Annotated in this window: 18 protein-coding genes; 11 read left to right on the top strand and 7 right to left on the bottom strand. The window is 69.1% G+C overall.

The genetic code is table 11. The features are described from left to right. Together AB0O24_RS16405 and AB0O24_RS16410 are read left to right on the top strand one after the other, a co-directional pair. On the top strand, positions 1 to 412 hold a 412-nt coding region (locus AB0O24_RS16405; protein WP_363376456.1), incomplete at its 5' end, for a helix-turn-helix domain-containing protein. A 146-nt stretch (positions 413 to 558) separates the two neighbouring features. Further along, a complete protein-coding gene (locus tag AB0O24_RS16410; protein ID WP_363376458.1) occupies positions 559 to 1,572 on the top strand; it encodes a LacI family DNA-binding transcriptional regulator in 1,014 nt (337 codons plus the stop codon). Here the strand turns inward: AB0O24_RS16410 and AB0O24_RS16415 are convergent, their stop codons facing one another. Further along, entirely contained in the window at positions 1,573 to 2,364 is a 792-nt protein-coding gene (locus AB0O24_RS16415) for a MerR family transcriptional regulator (protein WP_363376460.1), read from the bottom strand. Beyond that, positions 2,357 to 2,869: a VOC family protein gene (locus tag AB0O24_RS16420; RefSeq protein ID WP_363376462.1), complete on the bottom strand. Its 513-nt coding sequence runs from the start codon at positions 2,867 to 2,869 to the stop codon at positions 2,357 to 2,359. The genes AB0O24_RS16415 and AB0O24_RS16420 overlap by 8 nt, the downstream gene beginning before the upstream one ends. A gap of 127 nt (positions 2,870 to 2,996) precedes the next feature. Between AB0O24_RS16420 and AB0O24_RS16425 the strand changes: the two genes are divergently transcribed. Continuing rightward, a complete protein-coding gene (locus AB0O24_RS16425) occupies positions 2,997 to 3,581 on the top strand; it encodes a hypothetical protein (protein ID WP_363376464.1) in 585 nt (194 codons plus the stop codon). Positions 3,582 to 3,635: 54 nt separating this feature from the next. Next, on the top strand, positions 3,636 to 3,938 hold the full coding sequence (locus tag AB0O24_RS16430) for a hypothetical protein (RefSeq protein ID WP_363376466.1): 303 nt from the start codon (positions 3,636 to 3,638) through the stop codon (positions 3,936 to 3,938). A gap of 205 nt (positions 3,939 to 4,143) precedes the next feature. On the opposite strand, the gene AB0O24_RS16435 is transcribed toward AB0O24_RS16430, so the two are convergent. Then, entirely contained in the window at positions 4,144 to 5,025 is an 882-nt protein-coding gene (locus tag AB0O24_RS16435; protein WP_275797634.1) for a hypothetical protein, read from the bottom strand. Positions 5,026 to 5,143: 118 nt separating this feature from the next. On the opposite strand from AB0O24_RS16435, the gene AB0O24_RS16440 reads away from it, so the two are divergent. The 3 genes from AB0O24_RS16440 to AB0O24_RS16450 all read left to right on the top strand — a co-directional run bounded on the left by AB0O24_RS16440 (position 5,144) and on the right by AB0O24_RS16450 (position 7,068). After that, a complete protein-coding gene (locus AB0O24_RS16440; RefSeq protein WP_275797632.1) occupies positions 5,144 to 5,824 on the top strand; it encodes a hypothetical protein in 681 nt (226 codons plus the stop codon). After that, positions 5,821 to 6,336, top strand: coding sequence for an RNA polymerase sigma factor (locus AB0O24_RS16445; protein WP_275797630.1), 516 nt, complete (start codon positions 5,821 to 5,823; stop codon positions 6,334 to 6,336). Before AB0O24_RS16440 ends, AB0O24_RS16445 begins: the two co-directional genes overlap by 4 nt. Positions 6,337 to 6,513: 177 nt before the next feature. Continuing rightward, complete coding sequence (locus AB0O24_RS16450) at positions 6,514 to 7,068, top strand: NUDIX domain-containing protein (RefSeq protein WP_275797628.1); 555 nt, start codon at positions 6,514 to 6,516, stop codon at positions 7,066 to 7,068. 4 nt (positions 7,069 to 7,072) lie between these two features. Here the strand turns inward: AB0O24_RS16450 and nhaA are convergent, their stop codons facing one another. Beyond that, the gene (gene nhaA, locus AB0O24_RS16455; protein ID WP_363376469.1) at positions 7,073 to 8,401 is read right to left on the bottom strand and encodes a Na+/H+ antiporter NhaA; all 1,329 of its coding nucleotides are present in this window, start codon (positions 8,399 to 8,401) and stop codon (positions 7,073 to 7,075) included. A gap of 819 nt (positions 8,402 to 9,220) precedes the next feature. Here nhaA and AB0O24_RS16460 point away from each other — a divergent pair. The 4 genes from AB0O24_RS16460 to AB0O24_RS16475 all read left to right on the top strand — a co-directional run bounded on the left by AB0O24_RS16460 (position 9,221) and on the right by AB0O24_RS16475 (position 15,895). After that, positions 9,221 to 10,555 carry a LuxR C-terminal-related transcriptional regulator gene (locus AB0O24_RS16460; RefSeq protein ID WP_363376471.1) on the top strand — a complete coding sequence of 445 codons (1,335 nt, stop codon included), beginning with the start codon at positions 9,221 to 9,223 and terminating at the stop codon, positions 10,553 to 10,555. Positions 10,556 to 10,973: 418 nt separating this feature from the next. Next, complete coding sequence (locus AB0O24_RS16465) at positions 10,974 to 13,352, top strand: hypothetical protein (RefSeq protein ID WP_363376472.1); 2,379 nt, start codon at positions 10,974 to 10,976, stop codon at positions 13,350 to 13,352. 79 nt (positions 13,353 to 13,431) lie between these two features. Then, positions 13,432 to 14,838, top strand: coding sequence for a SpaH/EbpB family LPXTG-anchored major pilin (locus tag AB0O24_RS16470; RefSeq protein WP_363376474.1), 1,407 nt, complete (start codon positions 13,432 to 13,434; stop codon positions 14,836 to 14,838). Positions 14,839 to 14,857: 19 nt separating this feature from the next. Then, entirely contained in the window at positions 14,858 to 15,895 is a 1,038-nt protein-coding gene (locus AB0O24_RS16475; RefSeq protein WP_363376476.1) for a class C sortase, read from the top strand. Here AB0O24_RS16475 and AB0O24_RS16480 read toward each other — a convergent pair. The 3 genes from AB0O24_RS16480 to AB0O24_RS16490 form a co-directional block, all read right to left on the bottom strand. After that, on the bottom strand, positions 15,840 to 16,766 hold the full coding sequence (locus AB0O24_RS16480; protein WP_363376477.1) for a PfkB family carbohydrate kinase: 927 nt from the start codon (positions 16,764 to 16,766) through the stop codon (positions 15,840 to 15,842). The genes AB0O24_RS16475 and AB0O24_RS16480 overlap by 56 nt on opposite strands. A 254-nt stretch (positions 16,767 to 17,020) precedes the next feature. After that, a complete protein-coding gene (locus AB0O24_RS16485; protein ID WP_363376479.1) occupies positions 17,021 to 17,215 on the bottom strand; it encodes a hypothetical protein in 195 nt (64 codons plus the stop codon). 35 nt (positions 17,216 to 17,250) lie between these two features. Beyond that, positions 17,251 to 18,588: a solute carrier family 23 protein gene (locus AB0O24_RS16490; RefSeq protein WP_363376481.1), complete on the bottom strand. Its 1,338-nt coding sequence runs from the start codon at positions 18,586 to 18,588 to the stop codon at positions 17,251 to 17,253. Between the last annotated feature and the right edge of the window lie 98 nt (positions 18,589 to 18,686).

The following is an 18,686-nucleotide window of genomic DNA, read 5'->3' on the forward strand; positions in this document are numbered from 1 at the left end:
GGGGGGGGGGGGGCTAATCAGCGTCGCGACCGCGGTCGCGGCATCCGTCGAGGCGCTGATCGCCGCGGCGCGCGCTGAAGCCGGAGCGCTGCGCGCCTCACCCCGGGCGAGGCCGCCCGAGGCCGTCGGCTACGCCGACCTGTATCACCGGGCCTCGGTCGTCATCACCTCGGGTGCGATGCACGTCGATCTCACGGTCGATCGTGTCGCTGAGCGCACGGGCGTGACGCGTCGTCAGCTGGAGCGGGCGTTCGCCGCCCACGGCCGGTCGCCCGGCCAGATGCTCCGCGAGGAGCGGCTCCGCCTCGCCCGCATGTTCCTCGCCGCGGATCCCGACTTCTCCCTGGCGAGCGTCGCGAAACTGTCGGGCTTCCCCTCGGAACGCTCGCTCGCGCACGCCCTCGCCCCGTGACCTCTGGGACGGTTTCTCTAGCGCATTTTCGGCTCGATTCGACCGCGGCAGCGTCGAGCAGCATCCGGACCGGTCCGGGGAGTACGCTCACAACGTCGCCGCTGGTGTAACGGCGCGGTCGCATCGCAGAGCCCGGGAGAAGATCGATGTCACTCACCCCCGTGCGCGGTGCTGCCACCATCGAAGAGGTCGCCGCGCGAGCGGGTGTCTCGCGCTCCACGGTCTCGCGCGTCGTGAACGGCTCGACCGCGGTGTCGCCGGCCGCTCTCGACGCCGTCCAGCGGGCGATCGACGAGCTGCAGTACGTCCCGAACCGGGCCGCCCGCTCCCTCGCCAGCCGTCAGACCCGCGCGATCGCCCTCGTCATCCCCGAAGACACCGACCGCTTCTTCGGCGATCCATTCTTCGGTTCCATCGTCGCCGGCATCTCGCAGGTGATCGGTGAGTCCGACTACGTCATGAACATGCTCATCGCGAGCGACGACGCCAGCGCGAAGGCGCTCGGTTACCTCCGTAGCGGCAGCGTCGACGGCGCGATCGTCGCTTCGCACCACACGAGCGACACGTTCATCGACCGTCTCGCCGACACCGTGCCCGTCGTCTACGGCGGGCGTCCCGCGCGTGTGCGCCCCACCGACCACTACGTCGACGTCGACAACGTGCAGGGCGGGAGGGATGCCACGCAGTACCTGCTCGACCGTGGACACCGTCGCATCGCCACCGTCGCCGGTCCCGCCGACATGCCCGCCGGCATCGACCGGTTGCAGGGGTTCCGCGACGCCCTCGCCGCCGCTGGACTCGAACCGTTCGCCGTGGAGGACGGCGGGTTCACCGAGACCGAGGGTGCCGACGCGATGCGGCGGATTCTGGCATCCGGAGACGTCCCCGACGCGGTGTTCGTGGCCAGCGACCTCATGGCCCGCGGCGCGTACACGGCCCTGCGCGAGCGGGGGCTTGAGCCCGGGCGCGACGTCGCCGTCATGGGGTTCGACGACTCGTCCGTGGCGACCTCCCTGGTCCCCGCTCTCACCACGATCCGGCAGCCGTCGCGAGACCAGGGGCGGCAGATGGCACGCATGCTGCTCGACCTGCTCGCCGGGCGCGCACCGTCGACCACCGCGATCCTGCCGACCGAGATCATCGAGCGCGGCTCGGCCTGATCACTCCCAGGCAGCGGTGTCGGAGTCGATGCCGTGCGCGCGGGCGCTCGCCTCGATCGCGTCGCGCAGCCACACAGCGAGCCCGGGTCGCACCGCGTCGTAGTGCGCCGCGAAGCGCGGATCGGCGGCGTACATCCGGCCCAGGTGCACCTGCATCTGTCGGGTGATCGGGAAGTACTGCGAGAACACCTCGCGGTGCCGTTCGACGAGCGCGTCGGCCTTTGCGTCGCCGGGGCGGGCGCCGGCGTCGATGGCTGCGCCGAGCTCTTCGTCGAAGGCCGCGACCGTCTGCGTCACGGCCTTCCAGTCGTCCGCCGAGCGGGATGCCGCCCGCTCGGCGTACTGCTGCCACTGCGGCGACCCGCCGTAGGCCTCTCGCGCCTCGGCGGGCCAGCGGGTGTCCCACCCCGGCCCGAACGTCGCGCGCTGCTCCTCTTCGGATAGCAGGATGCCGCGCTCCTGCGCCGCGATCATGCGCTCGAGGTCCTCGTCGAGGTGCTGCAACTGGGCGATGCGGCGAGCGAGTTGCGCCCGCTGGACGCGCAACTGCTCGGCCACGTCTCCGCCCGGCTCGTCGAGCACCGCGCGGATGGCATCGAGATCGAGACCGAGCTCGCGGTAGACGACGATGCGACGGAGCCGCTCGAGGTCGTCGTCGGTGTAGAGCCGGTATCCGGCGGCCGAGCGGGCCGCGGGGCTCGCGAGCCCGATCTCGTCCCAGTGGTGCAGCGTGCGCACGGTCAGCCCGAGTCGCGCGGCCGTCTCGCCGACCGGCATCCCCTGCTCACCCATGGGAGTCATTCTCGTCGCGCCCGATCCCGACCGACTGGAGGTTGTTGCCTTCGACGGTCGTGGGATCGAACACCTTGGCCGCCGTGAAGACGACGCGCGCGTTCTCGCGCGTGACGACCTCGACGTCGCGCGTATTCCAGGGAGTGTCGCGCACCTCGGCTGCGGTTCCCACGGTGGCGAGCGACGCCAGCAGAGGGTCGATCTGGTTGAGGAGGCACGCAAAGCTCACGTGCCCCGCCGAGACCGACGCCGGCGTCTCGCCCGACACGAGAAGGACGTCTTGGAACGCCCACCGCCGCAGGTGCACCATCTGCCCCGGGATGCCGAAGAGCTCGAAGAACCCGAGACCGCGCGTCCAGAAGTCGACGGATGCCGCCAGGTCGGACGTCGGGAAGGTGACGAACTGGGGCATGCCGTAGATCCCCCGGTACAGCGGGGGTGCGATGGCATCCGGTCCCGGAGGCGGCACGGGACTGATGTCGAAGGCGTCGAAGTTCTCGTTCATGCCTCAAGGCTCGGCCCTCACGTTGCGTGAGGGTCAAGTGGGTGAAGCGGCGGGCGAACCGAGCTATGTTGAGCGAAGGACAAGCGGACGGCGTGGGGAGATCGCCGCCGCGCGAAGGGGGACCGTCATGCGTCATGCACCACTCGCCTTCACCGGGGCGCTGCTGATCGGGGCCGCCGCCCTACTGACCGGATGCGCCTCGGGAACCGCCGCGCCGGCTCCGAGCGACACCCCGGCCGCGTCGCCGACAGCGTCTGTCGCCTCGCCGACGGCCTCGACCCCCGCGGCCCCGTCGTCGTCGCCCGCCGCGCTGCCGGCATCCTGTGAGGATCTCGGCACCGCCGAGACCCGCCAGCAGACCGTCGGCGACCTCACTGCGCAGCACGCAGACGGCTTCGTGCGCCCGGCGCCCGCGAACGCGACGACCGTGCTGTCGTGCAACTGGATCCAGGAGGAGTCGGCGGCGGTGCTGCTCATCGTGAGCACCGCACCCGCGGCCGACATCACGGCCGGTCTCGAGGGGCTGGGTGCGCAGGGCTTCGAGTGTCAGGTGTCGCAAGACTTCGGCGCGCAGTACTGCGCGAAGCCCGCGGACACCCCGGAGACCGAGGACGTGGTGGTCGCGGGCGACGGGAAGTGGCTCTACCTCGAGACCGTCAACGTCAACGCCCGGCCGTGGCTCTCGGAGATCACGTCGCAGATCTTCGGCTGATCGCTCTCGGTTCGCGGGTGTGCTGCGGGAGAGAAATCTGGCAGAGTCGCGGGCATGAAGGACGTGTGGGGGTGGGCGACGATCGCGGTCGTCCTCTGCGTGCCGTTCGTCTTCGCGGCGGTCGCCTACGCGGCCGGCCGTCGTCAGCGGCGGGCGGGTGCTTCGCCCGTGTCTTCCGGAGGCCTGCTCGGCTTCGATGAACTGTTCCATCCCGCGGCGCACGAAGCGCGGATCATGTGGGAAGCGGAGCAGGAGATTCCGCTTCCCGCGCCCACACCCGACCGCGGTCCCGGGGTGATCGAAGCGGGCGGGCGTATCACCATCGAGGTGGCGTCGGAGCCGGCTGATCCGCGCTGACGCTGTTCGTTTGCTGAGAGCGGACGTCGCTGCTGACGGCACCCTCGAGATGCGGGCCTCTGTGAACGTGCTCGAGCCGGATTGGGCCGAGACAGCCTGTTCGCTCAGCGTCGTGCCTGTTCATCTACCAGCCTCGGCATACTCGGTCAGCAGCGCCGTCCCTGTGAGAGCCCGCGTGGCGATTCATCTCCCCGCGGAGATCCGGTCAGCTCTCGCCCGGACGAAGAGCATCGAAGATGGATGCCGCCACCCCGGCCGGCGTGAGTTCGTCGGTGTCCACGGTTACGACGTACCCGTGGCCCGTCTCGAGGCGCGAGGCGAGATCGCGATGACGGGCAAGGTGCCACGAAAGTGCGGCGTACCTGTCGCGGTCATATCGGCGGCGGAGCCGGTCTTCGGCGACCCGGGGTGAGGCGGTGAGAAGAACCATCCGCAGCTCCCGCTGAAACACTTCCTCGTATCGGACGAGGTCGTCCGCGGTCTCGATGATGCCAGCGATGAGGGGCGTACGCGGTCCCGTCAAGAGATAGTTCTCCCAGGTGGCTCGCATGTTCTCCGCCTCGACGACGACGTTCCGCGGGTCGTGGGATGCTGTCGGCCACGAACGGTGGAACCAGTCGACATCGAACAGGCTGAACGCCAGTTGATGCCGGGCAAACAGATCGCCAAGATGGTCCAGCACCGACGACTTTCCCACACCGTACGCCCCGTTGAGGAAGATTCCGTACGCGCTCGCGGTCAGATGTCGGGGCGGAAGGTCGCCGTCTTCTCGGCGGTCCGCCTCGTTCGGTGCCGCGGGGACGTTCGACACGAGGTCGAGGTCGGCGAGGCGCCGCTCGTTCTCGGCCAGCTCCGCCTTCATCTGCGCAACCGTCGTCGGCGCGAAGCGCCGAACCTGCAGGTCGAGGATCGCTTCGGCGGTGATGTCGTTGACGCCGAAGGCCGTGGCGACCGCGACTCGGACGTCGTCGACAGTACCGGTGGCGGCGGCGCACACTTGCAGGAGCTTCTCGGGCTGTTCGACCGCGGTGATGTAGCCCCTGAGGATCTTCGCTCGCATGACGAGGCTCTCGCGTTCATTGTCCACGCGGTCACCGTACCGTCCGTACCTGCACCGGCCGGAAGATCCGACAACGTTTGGGAGACACCCGGACATGTCTGTTCCAGAGGGGTGCTTCCGCCCCCGGTGAGGGAAGGTGTTCCGGATGAACGACGACGTGGACAACGCGCTGCACGCGATCATGACTCGCGCTGATCGCGCACGTGACGTGAGCGACGACGGGGTGCGCGTCCGTGCCTCGACCATGGCGCGCGCGATCGTCGCCGATGACCGGAATCGTGGACGGCGTAAGCGAGTGCTCGCGGCCGCACTCGTCCCGGTTTTCGTACTGGGGACCGCGGGCGCGGCGTATGCGGCGGTCGCCGTCGACTGGAGCCGGTTCTGGATGGAGCCCGCCGCGTGGGAGACCTGGGCGCTCTCCCCGGATGCGTCATTCGCCTACACCCTCCCGGGCGGTGGAACCTGCGAGGTCAGGATCGGGGACGTCACGTTCTCGCCGGCGGCGGACCGCCCCGCGGATGTGCCGGCGGACCCCGCCGCAGCCGACGCCGCCCGTGAATACCTCCGAACCACCGACCTCGCCCACGCGATCGACGTGGATGCCGAGATCGCGAAGCTACGGCAAGAGCCGATGACCTACGAGGGCGAGGGGGAGTCCGTTCCCTTCGGGTTCGGCACGAACCAGTACAACGCCGACGTCGAATACAACATCGCTGTCAAGGACGCCGTCTTCACCGCCGTCATGTCGCACGTCGAGGCCGTGGGCTATCCCACCACGGGCCTGGGCTTCTCCTCCCAAGAGCTGTGCGAGGGCGAGAAGCGGTGAAGCGTCCCCTCCGCCGCAGCGACGATGAAGCGTCGTTCGTCGCCCTCGTCGAGCAGCTGAGTCCCGACCTTCTCCGGTACTTCGCCCGACGAGTGGGTCAGGACGCGGCAGACCTGTTGGCTGAAACGCTGCTGACGGCGTGGCGCCGCCGGGCCGATCTCCCTACTCCTCGGGAGGAGGTGCGCATGTGGTTGTTCGGTGTCGCACGAAACGTGCTCGCCAACTCCGAGCGGGGAACTCGTCGACGCCGTGCCCTCGCTGACACGCTCCGCCGCGAGATGGCGGCGGACACGGTGGCGGATTCGACCGAAGCCATCGCCCTCCGCGCGCTCATCGGCGAACTGGAACCGGAGCTTGCGGAGGTGGTGACATTGGCGCACTGGGAGGGGCTGTCGTTCGTCGAGATCGCCCACCTGCAGAACGTGGCCCCGGCCACCGTTCGGGGCCGGTACCGTCGCGCGAAGCTCGCGCTCGCGGCATCCCTCTCCGACGTCCCCCTTTCCCAGGACTGAGCTGGCGCGCGCCCGCGTCATCAGAACAGGGGATGCCACCGCGACAGGACCACTCTGCTTCCGGTCGTCCTGTTTCCGCACGATCTCCTGTTCTCGTGGGGGGCGGCGGCCGCGTCCGGGCGGCGCGGGAGAGGCCGGTACCGTGGACGTTCCCGACCCGCTGAAAGCGAGCCGCCGATGCCGCACCTGCACACCCGTCCCGGCGATCACGACGCCACCGTGAGCTTCTTCGTGGTCCGCATCGACGGCCCCGAGCCCCGTCTGAGCTACCACCTGCACCGGCGTGCCCGGAAGCTCATGATGTTCGGCGGTCACGTCGAGCACGACGAGACACCCTGGGCGGCAGTGCGACGTGAGCTCAGAGAGGAGTCCGGCTACCAGCCCGAGCAGGTGCGGCTGCTCCAGCCCGCGGTGCGTGTGCGCCGCCTCACCGACGCCGCGGCGCACCCCGTGCCGGTGCTGTCGTCGACCGCGTGCACCTCGGCCGATCCGGCGCACTTCCACACCGACCTGCTGTACGCGCTCGTCACCGGCGAAGAACCCGCGGGAGACCCCGACGCGGGCGAGTCGACCGACATCCGCCTGCTCACCCGAGTGGAACTCGACGCCATTCCCGACGACGAGATCGTCGAGATGTGGCGCGAGGCGGGGCGGTTCATCCTGGACGAGATCCTCCCCGCATGGGAGCCCGTGGCGATGGACGAGTACCCGGCCGTCGCCCCCACGGTCTGAGCGCTCAGCGACCCGGCGGCAGCGGCTGCTGGTACACGTCCGGAACGTCGTCGCCATCGGCATCCACCTCTTCGTCGCGCGCCAGCTGCTTGTAGCGACGATTGCGGACGAGGAGCACGCAGGAGGCCAGGACGGATGCCAGGAGCGAGGCGACCATGATCGCGATCTTCGCGTCGTCGGTGTGCGGCGAGCCTTCGCCGAAGCTCAGCTCGGCGATCAGCAGCGACACGGTGAAGCCGATGCCCGCCAGCAGACCGACGCCCGCGAGGTCGATCCACCTCAGCGCGGGGTCGAGACGCACCTTCGTCACCAGGGTGAGCAGGCGAACGCCGAGCAGGATGCCGATGGGCTTGCCGAGAACGAGACCGGCGACGACCCCGATCGTGACGGGGTCCATGACAGCGCGCAGAAGGCCGTCGCCGCCGCCGACCGAGACGCCCGCGGCGAAGAAGGCGAACAGCGGGACGGCGATGCCGGCCGAGATCGGGCGGAAGCGGTGCTCGAACTGCTCGGCGAGGTCCATCGTGTTCGCCTCGCGGCGGCGCGATGCGGCGACCGGAATGGTGAAGGCCAGCGCCACGCCCGCGATGGTGGCGTGCACGCCCGAGGCGTGCAGGAACGCCCAGGCGGCGAATCCGATGGGTAGCAGAACGACCCACGCGGCCCACGGCGTGCGGGCGAACCACGCGCGGGCGCGGTGAGCGATCACGCCGTAGACGACGACGAGCACGGCGAAGATGCCGAGCGGGAGCAGCGCGATGTCGCTCGTGTAGAAGATCGCGATGATCGCGATCGCGATCAGGTCGTCGACGACGGCGAGGGTCAGCAGGAAGATGCGCAGGGGGCCGGGCAGGTGCGAGCCGACGAGGGCCAGCACCGCGACGGCGAAGGCGATATCGGTCGCGGTGGGGATCGCCCAGCCCGCGAGCAGGCTCGGCTGGGTGTGCACGACCGCGACGTAGATGAGCGCGGGCACGGCGACGCCGGCGAAAGCGGCGGTGACGGGGACGATCGCGGTGTTCAGCCGGCGGAGGCTCCCGACGACGATCTCGCGCTTGAGTTCGAGGCCGACCAGGAAGAAGAAGATCGCGAGGAGGCCGTCGGCGGCCCACGCTCCGACGCTGAGTTCGAGGTGCCAGGGCTCGTAGCCGAAGCGGAAGTCGCGGAGTGCGAAGTACGCCTCGGACGCCGGGGAGTTGGCCCAGATGATCGCCGCGATCGCGGCGACGACGAGGAGCATCCCGCCGACGGACTCGCGGCGCAGCAGCGTGGTCACGCGGTGGACTTCGGCGTACCCGGGCCAGCTCGGCGCGCGGACGGTGTCAGGGCTCATGAAGCCTCCAGAGGGGTCGATCGACGAAATGTCGACCAGACTTCCCGACGCACCGTACACAAGTTTACCCGCGTCGCTTCCCCTCTCGCTCTGTCCGTCGTCCGCTGCGTCGGGTCGATGAGCGTCCTTGGGTATTTCGCGCCGACCGGGTTTCCATTTCTTGCGTTATCTGGATATCCCGCGTACGGCCGGTCTGTGATCTCGGGATCGCTATTCGGTGGCGTGCCGACAATGCGACGGTGTCGCTCCGTGCGCCGCCGTGACAAATGGGTGACGCGCACGCGGCGGCCGATCGCGCCCCCTCGGCGCGACGGACCGGAGGGAGCCGCGACACGCCGTTGAGGCGCGCGCGTGGCGAATCGACCGAAACGTCGTGAGAGCGCTCCCACATCCGGGTGAGCGAGGCCGCGCGTGTCGCGATGCTCGTGTCATCGCGAATGCCGATTTCGCTCGATATGCGGCGGAACTTCGTCGGGGGGCCCCTCTCGGCCGGCGAGTTCGACACCTCGACGGGCCCGGTTCCGTCACGCCTATTTGCCGCGGATAAGAAGCGGAGTGTGCGCGTTGGGCCCCTGTACAGTGGCACGCCGTATCGAGTGGCGCCTCGTGCACGTATGCATAACAGGCAATTCCGGTTTTCTTATGAGGGGGGCCTCGAGTGATCACGGTGGAAGCGAAGTGAGTCTTTTCGAGTCATACGATCTGGTTAGCGAGTCGGCGCGCCGAGTGAATGCGAGCACGTTGCCGAATGCGGCGGCCGTTCAAATCTACGACTTGAATTACGTGCGGTCATCGAGGTTCCAATCAGGCTATCAGAATATGTCCGAAAATGACGTAATTATTCTCAGCGCAGCACTCATCTCGCATTCACGACTCGATGATATGGAAAGTTGCGAGTCTCTCCTCCGCCGCTATTGGCGGAACTTCCATCTTCGTTCTTCCGTCCCTCTGGATCGTCAGTCGAGTTTCTTCCTCGAGGCGAATGCGGCGGAGGCTTATTGCTCCCTCGGAGACATCGCCGCAGGCGCTCTGCATTCGCGCCGGGCATTGAGTATGAGTGTGAGTTCGGCCGAATCCTTCCGGGCGAAGAGCGTGCTGGCTCTCTGTCAGGCGCTTCGCGGCGATATGGCCCTGGCATCCGTTCAAATCGCTGAATGCGACGCCCTCGCGGAGCGTAACGATTCTTCGTGGGCGAAGAACTCTTACATCTTGAGCGTGGCGCGGATCCTCGTCCTCGCGAACAGCGGGGATGCCGACGGTCTGCTGCGCACGGCGGCGACCCTCCGACAGATCGTCGGCGGGGGCGATCCTCTCGCGTACGCCGCCGACGTGGCCGTGGTGCAGGCGCAGGTGCTCTCCGGCGACCTCGATGAAGCGGTATGCCTGGCCGGCGATCTGCTCGCCTGCGGATCGTCGCGCGGGCACTCGATCGTCCGCGCTCTGCTGACGAGCCTGTACTTCGACACGCTGCTGCTGCGCGGCGAGCCGCGGCGCGCGCTGGCCGTGCTGAGTGCGTGCGCTCTGCCGCCTTCCCACGTGGTCTGCCTCGAGGCGAAACGCGCCATGGCGCTGGAGATGATGGGCGACTACCGCTCCGTGTTGCGCGTCACGCAACCCTGTGTGGGGCGCCTCGCCGAGCACAGCCTGCGCGCGGCAGCGGCGATCATGCTCGTGCGGGGGGTGGCTCAATACCGCCTCGGCGAGGTCGGCCGCGCGCGCCGCTCGTTGACCGACGGCTTCCGGGTGGCGGCTCGTGCGCAGCTGTCGCTGAACGCGTTCATCGGCCTCGCGGGCACCGAGCTGGACGAGGTCGCGCAGGTCGTCGGCGACCTGGTGCCCGGGGCCCGCGCCCTCGTCGCTCGGCTCGAAGAATATCGTGGGAGCCTGCCCGCCCCGCCTTCGCCGTCCTTCGTCCCGAGCTTGACGTCTCGCGAAGAGTCCCTGGCGTGGAGTATTTATCATGGCGCATCAAATAAAGATATCGCCGAAAAAGACAGCGTCAGTGTCAATACGGTGAAGACGCAATTGCGTACGCTCTATCGCAAACTCGGAGTCTCGAGCAGGGAGCAGGCGCTTTCCTTCCTGGAGGAGCGTGATTTCTTCATGGCAGTCATCAACGAGAACGTCATCTCCGCGGATCCCAGAAGAGACTGAAAGTTTCGCGCGGTATTCCCAAAGGGCGTGAGACGTGGTCGCTTTCCGGCGTGGTCTCTCATCGACATCCGTCGCGCCCGCGAAACCGGGCGTCGTGCGATCGGGCCTCGACCCTCTGCCGAGGGGGCGATCCTCTCCTGCCGCTGAGGTCGGCGTCCCGACGCACGGGTCCCGTGCGGTCGAGCGCGGGTATGAACGCGAGTATGAAGACGCCGTATGAAAGCGGGGGATTAGGGAGGGTATGAGAAGTTTCGCGCTTCTCTGAGAGGCGAATAGCTTCGGACGCGGCATCCGTCGGACTTCGTTGCGATAGGAGGACGGATGTCGTTGCCCGCGGCCTCTACCCGAAACGAGGCCCATCGTGGGATCGCGAATATCGCCGTCGGAATCGGCGCTATTCGACAAGGGGGAGAAAGCCATGCATAGGACCGAGAAGGTCGTCCGTCTCGCGGTGGTCGTCGCGGTGTCCCTCGGGCTGCTCTGCTCGGGCACGTCGGCGAACGCATCCGAGCTGCGCCCCGCGGTCACGACCGCCGTCACGCAGGCGCTCTCTCCGCGGGCGGTTCCGGCCTCGGTCCCCTCCGGCGTCGCGGCATCGTTGACCTGCGCGCCGCAGACGTTCTACTCGGTGTCCGCGGGCGGTCAGATGAGGCGGATCACGAGCGGGACGGTGTCCACCGTCGGCGCGGCTGCGCCGAACGTCTCGTCATTCAACGGCCTCGGTATCGGTGCGAACGGCACGACGGCCCTGGCCTATGAGCGCACCAATTCGGCGCGGACGGCCACGATGTACTACTTCACCGGGGCGAACTGGGTCAGGACCACCGACACCTACACCAACAACTCGATCACCTCGTTCGTCGCGGGGGCCATCGACCTGAAGACCGGCAACTACTACCTCGGGGGCTTCACCTCTGGGGGCCAGTTCCAGCTCACCCGATACGTTCCCTCGACCGGAGCCTTCACGCTCATCGGCTCGGTAGACGCCTCGGCGGGCGCCGACGGTTCGGCGTTCAACGGCGACATGGCGTTCGACGCGAACGGCAACCTGTACATCGTCCGCGGCCAGTCGAACACGACGGTTTTCTCCGTGACCGCGGCCGCCCTCGCGGCGGCCACCGGCGGAGCGATCCCCGCGTCGAAGTCATTCAGCTTCACCACCTCCGGCTTCTCCGGAATCAACGGGATCGCCTTCAACACCAGCGGCAGCATGTTCCTCGGCAACGCGACCACCGCGCGCGAGTACGACACCTCCACGGGCACGCTGATCTCCGTCGCCACGACGGGACTGAGCGACAGCACGGACCTCGCCAGCTGCAACTCCCCCGCCAACCTGACGCTCCGCAAGGATGTCGCCGCGCGCGTTGCGAGCTCGGACCAATTCACCCTCTCGGTCACGAGCGGCTCGGTCGTCTCCGGAACCGCCACGACGTCGGGTTCGGCGACGGGCGTGCAGGCCGCCCGTGTCGGGCCCCTCGCCGTTCTGCAGGGCGCCACGTACACGCTGTCGGAGCAGATGGCGACGGGATCCGGCAGTTCGCTCGCCAGCTATGCGAGCACTCTGGCGTGCCTCGACGAGACCGGCGCTGCGGTGGCGGTGGGGTCCGGCTCGACGGTGACCATCCCCAACCGCCCGGGCGCGAGCGTCGAGTGCACGTTCACCAACCGGCCGTTGACCGCGAGCGTCACCGTCCGCAAGGTGATCCAGGACATCCGCGGGCAGAACCCGGTTCCCGGGAGCGGGTGGACTCTCGGTGCGGTGACGACGTTCACGACCGGCACCGGCACCGCCTCTCCGTCTGCGACCACCCAGGTCACCCCGGCATCCGGAAACGTGTCGTGGCAACTGGGATTCACCGGTGCTTCGTCCCGCGCCCAGGTGACGGTCTCGGAGCAGCAGCAGAGCGGTTGGCGGTTCGTGAGCGGTGTCTGCACGATCGCTCGAGCCGACGGCAGCACGCAGAGCGTACCCGTGGCGACTCCGTCTGGAACCCCCGTGTCGAACATCGCGCCCGGCGATGCGGTGGACTGCACGCTCACCAACAAGCCGGTCTCGGGTCTGTTGACGCTGAAGAAGCAGGTCGACAACACGTACGGCGGCAGCTCGACCCCGGCCGACTGGACGCTGACCGCAACGGGCTCGCAGACCATCACGGGCAAGACCGGTGAGAGCTCGATCACGTCCGCCATCGTGGCCCCGGGCGCGTACGCGCTGTCCGAGTCGGGCGCGCCCACCGGCTACCAGACAGGCACGTGGAGCTGCACCGGCGGCACCGTGACCGGTGCCTCGGTCTCCGTCGCCGCCGACGCCAACGTGGTGTGCACCATCACGAACGCGAGCAAGCCGGGAAGCGTCGCCTGGACCAAGACGTCGAAGGCCACCGGCGACCTGCTGTCCGGGTCGGAATGGACGGTCTCGGGCCCCTCATTCGCTGCCCCGAACAACGTGGTCGTCGACTGCGTCAGCAGCCCGTGCACCGGGTTGGACAAGGATCCCGCTCCCGGGGCGTTCCGCCTCGACGCGCTCGCCTGGGGGTCGTACACCGCCACCGAGACGCGGGCCCCCGCGGGATACATCGCGGCGGGATCACTGGCCTTCACGGTGACAGCGGCCAACGCCGGCACGACGCAGAACCTCGGCCCGCAGACGAACGAGCAGCAGCCGGGGGCACGTCTGCCGCTGACGGGCGGCGTCGGAGCGGATACGTTCCTGATCGCGGGTCTCGGAACCCTCACGGGCGCGACCGTCATCGCCATCTCCCTGATCCTGAGGCGCCGGCTGCGGTCTTCGCGCTGACCGTTCGTCCTCCCCGCACATCCCCTCTCTACTCGGCTGTCGTCGACCTCGGCGGCCACGGAAAGAAAGCGAGAATCACATGTCCACCAGATCACTACGGCTGCGAAAGCTGGCCGCCGGTATCGGAATCGCGGCCCTCGCCGCACTCGGCTCGGTGGGAGCCGCCGGGGCCGCACAAGCAGCAGACCCTGCGAGCCCGTCGAACATCACCGGGACCACCGGAACGCTGACCATCCACAAGCACGCGGGTGACCCCGGTGCCGCGGGCAACGGTACCGAGATCACGGATCCGGCCGCCGTCCAGCAGCTCGGTCAAGCGCTCTCGGGCGTGCAGTTCTCGGTGCAGCGCGTCGCCTACAACGGCACGGCGATCGACCTGACCACCGCCGCCGGCTGGGACCAGGCCGCGACGGCCACGCCCGCCAACATCACGTCGGCCCCCTTCTCGTTCTCGAGCTCGACCACGGCGACCACGGGAGCGAACGGTGAGGCGGTTGTGGCGAACCTCCCCTACGGTCTGTACTACGTCACCGAGACCAACCCCGGCCCCAACCCGATCGTCTCGCCCGTGCAGCCCTTCCTCGTGTCGGTGCCGTACCCGAACCAGGGGACCTGGCTCTACGACGTGCACGTCTACCCGAAGAACAAGCTGAACAACACCACCCCGACCAAGTCGGTCTCGGCCCCGGATGCCCCGGTGCTCGGTTCGACGGTCGTGTGGACGGTGGATGCTCCCCTCCCGGCGCTCGCCGCGGGTGACACCTACCGCAGCTTCTCGATCACCGACAACCTCGACGCCCGCCTGTCCTACACGGGTGCCACCGTCTCCGTGGATGGAACGACGCTCGTGGAGAACACCGACTACACGGTGTCCGGCAACGTCAAGATCACCTTCACCTCGACGGGTCTGTCCAAGCTCGCGGGCAAGACGGCCGTTCAGGCGAAGATCTCGACGAAGGTCACCAGCCTCGGAGCCAACGGCCAGATCACCAACACCGCCGTGGTCAACACCAACGGATCCGACCGCGAGACCAACACGCCGCAGACCAACTGGGGCCCCCTCGTGATCCAGAAGACGGATGCCGCGACCTCCAACGCGCTCTCGGGTGCGATCTTCGAGGTGTACGACGCCAAGAACGGCGCGCTCGTCACCGGTCCGTTCACCACCGACGCGACCGGCAAGATCTCGATCGCCGGCCTGTGGGTGGGCAACGACTCGGTGACGTCGCGCACCTACTGGGTGAAGGAGACGCAGGCACCCGCCGGATACGTCCTCCCCGCCGACCCGTGGACCCAGGTCACCGTGAACGCCACCGGAGCAGACACGCCGACGACGGTCACCATCGACAACACCCAGCAGCAGGGGCCGAACCTCCCGCTGACCGGTGGCGCGGGAAGCGCCCTGTTCACCATCGTCGGCGGCGGTCTCGTCGTCGCGGGTGTGGGAACGATCATCGCTCGCCGCGCGCGGGCGAAGCGGTCCTGACCGCATGAAGCCGGGAGGGGTGGGCTCCCCCAACGCCACCTCTCCCGTAGCTGGGGCCGACGTCGCGCTGCACCCGCGCCGACGTCGGTCCTGGCGTCCCCCCGGCGAGGACCCCGGCCCCCCGGCATCCCGCCGCCAGGCCCGTCGTCGCCGATGGCACCTGCCGTGGGGAACGGTGGTGTTCGCCCTCGTCGCCTTCCTGGGCGTTCTGCTGCTCATGTACCCGACGGTGGCGAGCTGGTGGACGCAGTACAACCAGTCGCGACTCATCGTGAGCGTCGAGACCGACCTCGGCGCGACGACTCGGTCGACGCGCAGCGAGGCACTGTCCGAAGCGCACTCTTACAACTCCGCGCTCGTGGGCGGGGCGTTGCTCGAGGCGGGGTCGCGCGTGCCGACGGGCTCTGGCGCGAACGCACCGGGGTTCGTCTACGACGACCTGCTTCACGCCAGCGCCGACGGGGTGATGGCTCGGCTGCGCATCCCGTCGATCGATGTGGACCTACCGATCTATCACGGCACCAGCGACGCGACCTTGAGCAAGGGCATCGGTCATCTCGAGGGCACGTCGCTGCCGGTCGGCGGTGCCGACCAGCACTCGGTGCTCACCGCGCACCGGGGGCTCGCCGGAGCCACGCTCTTCGATGATCTCGACAAGGTCGTCGTCGGCGACACGTTCACCATCGAGGTCTTCGGAGAGGTGCTCACCTATCGCGTGCGCGACACGCGGGTCGTGCTGCCGGAGGAGACCGAGAGCCTCTTCCCGCAGGCCGGGGAAGACCTGGTGACGCTCGTCACCTGCACGCCTCTGGGCATCAACACCCATCGCATCCTGGTGACGGGCGAGCGGGTGACCCCGACGCCGCAGGCCGACATCGACGCCGCAGGCAAGGCCCCGGACATCCCCGGTTTCCCCTGGTGGGCCGTCATCATCCCGGCATCCTTCGGTGCGCTCTGCGTGCTGGTCTATGCCGCCGGCCGCCCGCCGAAGACCCGCCCGATCAGCCGGCCAGGTCGTCGCGCGTCGGGGGGTCCATTCCCTCGCGGCCGACGGTGATGGCGGCGGCGCGTGCCGCACGGCTCAACAGCGCGACGAGGGCGTCGTGGTCCACGGCGCGAATGCTCGCGCGCAGTTCGTCGACGTCTCCGGGGATGTCCAGGATGCCGTCGAGCAGAGTGCCCATGAACGTGTCGCCCGCGCCGACGGTGTCGACCACGCTGACGGACACGGCGGCGATGTCGACGCTGGTGTGGGCGGTGACCGCGAGGGATCCTGCTTCTCCGTCGGTGATCACGGCGAGTCCGGCGCCGAGCTCGACCCATCGCCGCGCGACATCGACGGCGGCAACGCCCGGATAGAGCCATTCGGCGTCTTCGGCGCTCGCCTTGACGACGTCGGCCAGGGCGACGAGTGCCTCGACGCGGGCGGTGGCGTCGTCGTGGCCGCCGGTGAGCGCGGGACGGATGTTGGGGTCGTAGCTGATCAGCGCCGTCGCACGGGCGCGCTCGGCCGCGGCGCGGACTTCGTCGGCACCCGGTGCGAGTGTCGCGGCGACGGATCCGGTGTGGAAGATCCGCGCGGCGGGCACCTCGACGGGCGAGGGCAGCACCCAGTCGATGTCGAAGTCGTAGGTCGCGTTGCCGTTCTCGCCGATGGTGGCGCGGGCGGTGGCGGTGCGCTCCGGCGATCCGGCCGTGACCAGGTCGACTCCGGATGCCGAGAGCCACGCGGTCAACGCGGCCCCGCGCTCGTCGTCGGCGACGCGTGCCACGAGCGTGGCGTCGCGGCCGAGTCGACCGAGAGCGACGGACACGTTGGCGGGGCTGCCTCCGGGCCGCTCGGACGCTCCCGCCGCGGTGGTCACGATGTCGACGAGGGCCTCGCCGAGCACGGCGACGTCATGGGTGTGGGCTTCGGTGGTCGACATCCTGGTCCTTCCGGTGGGCGATTGCCTCGCCGTCATCATGGTGCATAGAGCGGGCCGGCGCGAACGCGGCCGGGTCGGCGCTGTGCCGTCAGGCGGAGTTCCGGCGCGACGCGCCGGTGGGCGGTGGGTGGAGGCGGCGTGTCGCGGTCGGACTCCGCGTGACGGATCGGATGCCGCGGCCCGGACTCCGCGGGACGGCCCGGGTGCCGCGGGCCGGACTCCGCGGGACGGTCCGGATGCCGCGGCCCGGCACTTCAGCGCGGGCGACGCCGCGCGGCGAAGAACGTCACGATGCCCTGGCCGATCAGGTACCCGAAGGACGCCGTGAGGAAGTGGGCCACGGTGGGGGCGCCGTTGGCATCCCACCACAGCATGACGGCGAGGCCCACGGTGCCGATGGCGACGAGGATCGTGCCGGTGCGGGCGGTGGGGCGAGTGGTGGCGGTCATGGATGCTCCGGGGGTGGTGGGGGCGGACGACCGGCTCAGGCCGGGTCGCCCCCCAGCGGGCCGACGGCGGGGATCGGACCGCCGTCGTCGGCGCCGGTCTTGCGGGCGCGGGCGATCGCGTTGCCGAGGTGGTAGATCACGAGGGCCGCGATCGAGCCGAGCACGATCGCGCCGAGCTGGAACTGGCCGATGTCCATCGTGAAGCCCGCGATCGCGAGCACCAGGGCCACGGCACCCGTGTACTGATTCACGGGGCGGGAGAAGTCGACGCGGTTGTCGACCCAGATCTTGATCCCGATGATCCCGATGAGGCCGTAGAGCGCGGTCGTGACCCCACCGAGGACGCCGGCCGGGATGGTGTTGAACACGGCGCCGACCTTCGGCGAGAGGCTCAGCAGGATCGCGGCGAGGCCGGCGACCCAGTACACCGCGGTCGAATACACGCGGGTGGCCGCCATGACGCCGATGTTCTCGCCGTACGTCGTGGTGCCGGAGCCGCCGAACGAGCCCGCGAGGGTCGTGGCGACGCCGTCGGCGATCAGGGCGCGTCCCGTGGAGCGGTTGGCCGTGGCATCCGTCATCGCCGCGACTCCACGGACGTGTCCGACGTTCTCGGCGACGAGCACCAGGACGACGGGCAGGAACATCGCGATCACCGACCAGGTGCCGGGAGAGGCGAAGTCGGGGAAGTGGAACTCCGGCAGTCCGACCCACGGGGCCGCTTCGACGGCGGCGAAGTCGATGAGGGCCTCGCCGGTCGTCACCTGGATCAGCACCGTGGCGACGTAGCCGACGATCACGCCGAGGAAGATCGACACGCGGCCGAGGAAGCCGCGGAAGAGCACGCTGAAGAGGATGACGGCGACCAGCGTGATCGTGCCGGTGAGCGGCTGCTTCTGGAAGCTGCCCCACGCCACCGGTGCGAGGTTGAAGCCGATGAGCGCCACGATCGCTCCCGCGACGACCGGCGGCATGACCTTGTCGACCCAGCCGAGTCCGGCGAACTGCACGACGAACCCGATCGCCGCGAGAAGCACGCCCACGGCGACGATGCCGGCGAGGGCCGAGCCGGTGCCGGCCGCCGTGGTCGCGGCGGTGATCGGGGCGATGAAGGCGAACGACGAGCCCAGGTAGCTGGGGAGCCGGTTCTTCGTGACGAGGAGGAACAGCAGCGTCCCGACACCCGAGAACAGCAGCGTGGTCGAGACCGGGAAGCCGGTGAGCACCGGTACGAGGAACGTCGCTCCGAACATCGCGATGACGTGCTGGAGGCCGATCGCGACCGTCGCACCCCAGTTCAGGCGTTCGCCCGGGGCGACGACCGCGCCGGGCTCGACGGTGCGCCCGTTGCCGTGCAGCTTCCAGCGGAACATGTGTCTCCTTGGGTGGGGGGGGTCGGGGGTCCCTTCGACAAGCTCAGGGGCCGTGCTCGGGCTCAGGGGCGCGGTGCTCGGGGGCGCATGCGGCGAGG

Origin of the sequence: Microbacterium sp. NPDC086615 (genome assembly GCF_040686055.1) — a bacterium.
Classification (GTDB): Bacteria; Actinomycetota; Actinomycetes; order Actinomycetales; family Microbacteriaceae; genus Microbacterium.